Source organism: Pseudoalteromonas gelatinilytica (genome assembly GCF_001641615.1).
GTDB classification, from domain to species: Bacteria; Pseudomonadota; Gammaproteobacteria; order Enterobacterales; family Alteromonadaceae; genus Pseudoalteromonas; species Pseudoalteromonas gelatinilytica.
Window position 1 is genome coordinate 1 of sequence record NZ_LRRU01000003.1, and the last position, 4,012, is coordinate 4,012.

At 38.1% G+C, this 4,012-nt stretch carries 3 protein-coding genes and 1 pseudogene; all 4 read right to left on the reverse strand.

Going from position 1 to position 4,012, the window contains the following annotated elements:
* A partial coding sequence (locus NH153_RS00690; protein ID WP_240494341.1) for an SKP1 family protein occupies positions 1-1,190 on the reverse strand: 1,190 nt, incomplete at its 3' end.
* 153 nt (positions 1,191-1,343) lie between these two features.
* Positions 1,344-2,333, reverse strand: a complete 990-nt coding sequence (locus NH153_RS00695) for a hypothetical protein (protein WP_063700009.1) — start codon at positions 2,331-2,333, stop codon at positions 1,344-1,346.
* Positions 2,334-2,436: 103 nt separating this feature from the next.
* Positions 2,437-3,420, reverse strand: coding sequence for a hypothetical protein (locus NH153_RS00700; protein ID WP_063700011.1), 984 nt, complete (start codon positions 3,418-3,420; stop codon positions 2,437-2,439).
* Positions 3,421-3,580: 160 nt separating this feature from the next.
* Positions 3,581-4,012 (reverse strand): annotated as a pseudogene (locus tag NH153_RS21810) (hypothetical protein); the annotation flags it as partial.

The following is a 4,012-nucleotide window of genomic DNA, read 5'->3' on the forward strand; positions in this document are numbered from 1 at the left end:
TCTCTATTTACTTGGCAATCGACTGGATCTAAATAGGGTTTTAGCTCCTCAGGGAATCCGTGTTTTTCGGTTATATCTTTATCAATTTTGAAGTAATGCTCTATCGATTGATATAAGTGAGTACCAAGCGGGATGGATGTATCCATAAAGGTCATGGCTGTGGCATATGCCAGTGAATCCCATTCACGATTTGAACCACCTACATAAAAAGTGGGCTTAGTGAAGCGATAATGTTTAGGGTATTTTAACGGCACCATGAGTGACACAAATACACGTGAGCCACCGCGGGCTGAACCGACATTACGCTCATTTGCGCCATAGCAAACAATGTCTTCATACGGTAAGTAAAACGGTTTTCTAAACAAAGTATGCGGGGTTTTTACAAGGCCAGTATGGCGATTAAAGTAAAAATTATCTCGGTGTGCTAATATGGCGCGGTGTTTCAGCATATAAAAACCGACAATAAACATAGGTGCATATATAGCAAATGGCACCCATCGATAGTCGCCCCACACAAAACCAATAACAACCAAATCAACGAAAAAAAACATTACGGCTGCGACCATTAGCAGGAAACTTAGAGCAGTAAATAAATTAGACCAGCCTCCAAACCATGAAATAGCCAATTGCTTACCATCATTCTCTACCCAATGCCCCTCAAGTGTTGAGCCACGATTAGGGGATTCAAGCTCTGCTGCATATTGATCAGTAAAACGCTTACTTTTAAAGGTACGTTTTTTAAAGCTACAGCCATTGAGTGCTTCAGCTTTTTTTAATCGCGTTTCATAACTGTCTTTATGTAAGTAGTCTCTTGGCAGTTGTTCGTTATAGGTTTGTCTATCCTTACGGTATTTACTTTCGTTTCTAGTTCGCTTTCTTATTTCAGCCGCTTTTTCAGGGTTATCTCTTCTAAACTCTTCTCTTCGAACCACCGCCTCTTCATCTAAGGCCAACTGTTTAATGGTTTTATCTTTAGCTCTTGTTGGGTCTCTACCAGGGTTTTCGGCGCACCACTGGTTAATTGCGTTAATACGATTTTCTCTTTTAATTTTTTCTCGTTCTTCAGGGGTTAAACCGTCGTTTTGTTCAGCAATATAGCGTTTAAGCTCCTCATCACTAATAAGATTATCAATTAAATCATCCAGCTTGCTTGATTTTACTGAGCCTTTATCATCACTATTCATTGTCATTGCTATCTACATTCCTTGTTTTAACCATTCCACTTTAAATATCTCAGACCCTAAACACCCACTGCTTTTTTGCTTACTTCGTCGAAGGTAATTTTAAGAGTGCTGTTTTTGCAAAACTGTTAACGTATCATTGGCAATGCAACTTTAGCCTTTTCACGGAAAGCCGATAAATAGCTGAAGTGAAAGGTGTTTAAGTTTATATTTCCACGTTAATTGCTCTATGCGCTCAGGCTCGGCTTTCCAATGTAGCCAAGGTTTAGTTATTTCCTCCTGCTTTCTACCTTTAAGCCAATCAAAAGGAAACGCTTGATTCAGAATTTCCTCTTCAATTTCTAATTGCTGTGAAAACGAAAATGAGGACCAAAACTCATCAGGCCGATTATTCCTCTTATCAAATTCAGCTGTAATGGGGTCTAAATGGCGGTGTTGTTCATATACCGGCACATCAGGTAACGGCTTACTTAAATCCATAAAGCGCACATAACACTCCCATAATAAATAACAATGCACAGGATTGGCTGAAAGTTCGACAACTGAACCAGTTACAGTTGTTTTAGGGTACTTATCTTGGTCTATATGGCTAATTTCTGGAAAGTAATTCATTACACCCGGCGCGCCCATTTTCGAGGTTAACCTGCAAACAATCTCTTCCCATTTAAAGCAACAGTTACCTAAGTCATCACGCCCTTCACAACCGGGAATATCAAAAGTGAACCCGACCGTTTGGTTTTGCCTGTCAAGGTACATCATCTTATCAGGAATATATCTAGCCGTTATTGGTAGTAAATTTAAGAAGAATAAGTTCCAGCAAAAGGTAACGAGTGGTATCCACCACTGAAAACGTTCACCTTCATCATAAAGTGGGATTGATAAAATACTAATTAATGTAACTAAACTTAATACTGCACCAATTGCCATTGGTCCAAATAATATGGCTTTTATAGGGTTATTGCCACAAGGCACTATTTTATATTGCTCTTTTTTATTTGCGTAAATGCGCCTATCTTGATTTAGCCAACGTCGGAAAAAACATAATCCTCTAAATTCGCTTCCTTCATTTATTATTCGGTGCGCTTCAAAAAAACGATTAAACTTCGTTTTCTTCGGCATTATTCCAACACCTAGGTAATTTTGTTTTTGCATTAGATTCCTTTGCTTTAACAAGCCGAGGCGGTACATAAAAACTACAACTAAGATATTTTTATTATCAATACACTTAACCCAATACTATGCATCAAACTATCTTTTAAGGTATTCCTATAAATAATTGTAGTGCTAAGCGCTTTGCTTTGTATTTCCATGTCAGCTTTTCTATACGCTCGGGCTCACCTTTAAAATGCAACCAAGGTTTAGTGATTTCTTCGTTAGGTGTCGCTCTAAGCCAATTAAAATGCGCAGCCTCTTTATTGAATTTTCGCCAAATTTCGACTTGTTGAGCAAGCGAAAAATCACTCCAAAACTTATCGGGTCTCTTATTATGCTTGTCAAATTCAGCAGTTAACTCATCAAGATGACGGCAACTTTCATACTCAGGCACATCAGGCAATGGTTGATTGCTATCCATAAACCGAACTACACGTTCCCAATATAAATAACAGTTCATCGGGTTATTTGAGTTATCAGGCACTTGAACTGCTATTTTAGTCTCAGGGTATTTATCCTCATCAATATGACTAATAAAAGGCACAAACCCCATTACACCTGGGCGCGTTGCCACAATATCAAGATGACATACAATATCGGCCCATTTAAAACAACAATTACCCAGTTCATCGCGCTCTTCACATCCAGGTATGTCATAAGTAAAGCCGACTAACTGTTTTTTTCTATCAAAGTAGATTTGTTTTTTGGGGATATAACTCTCTGTTATTGGCAATAAATTAAGAAAAAACAGGTTCCAAGAAAAAGTAAGTATCGGCACCCACCAATGGTAAGGTTCATCCGAATATGTCATCACAATACAAGATAATAATAGTAACAAACTTAAAACAAAGCCGATTATGATTGGACCAAAAAGCAAAGCTCGAGTAGGACTATTCCCACACATTTCTATTTTAAATCGCTCTGGATGTTTTTGAATTACTGTTTGCTTTCTTGCAGGTAAATCATATAAATAGCATAAGCCTTTGAACTTCTTCTTAAGACCATTTAATCTCTCAGGGTAAAAAAAACGATTAAATCTCGTTTTTTTAGGCATGATATCAACAGTTAAGTAGTCATTGTTTTGCATTACTTTCCTTATGCAATTGCTAAATCAGGTGAGACATTTTCAATTGGCTTTTCAAACGCATCAAAATCTACCGGTAACGTTAGACTTTCGTTGTAAATAAGTGTTGCTGTTATTTCAACATTAAACACCCACTGCTATTTGCCTTAATAAAGCTTCACTATCACACGGCTTCTCTATTTACTTGGCAATCGACTGGATCTAAATAGGGTTTTAGCTCCTCAGGGAATCCGTGTTTTTCGGTTATATCTTTATCAATTTTGAAGTAATGCTCTATCGATTGATATAAGTGAGTACCAAGCGGGATGGATGTATCCATAAAGGTCATGGCTGTGGCATATGCCAGTGAATCCCATTCACGATTTGAACCACCTACATAAAAAGTGGGCTTAGTGAAGCGATAATGTTTAGGGTATTTTAACGGCACCATGAGTGACACAAATACACGTGAGCCACCGCGGGCTGAACCGACATTACGCTCATTTGCGCCATAGCAAACAATGTCTTCATACGGTAAGTAAAACGGTTTTCTAAACAAAGTATGCGGGGTTTTTACAAGGCCAGTATGGCGATTAAAGTAAAAATTATCTCGGTG

What these genes read in the sequence shown, in the direction of transcription:
- NH153_RS00700 (WP_063700011.1), bottom strand. Translation starts at nt 3,420, where the DNA reads ATGCAAAACAATGACTACTTAACTGTTGATATCATGCCTAAAAAAACG.
- NH153_RS00695 (WP_063700009.1), bottom strand. Translation starts at nt 2,333, where the DNA reads ATGCAAAAACAAAATTACCTAGGTGTTGGAATAATGCCGAAGAAAACG.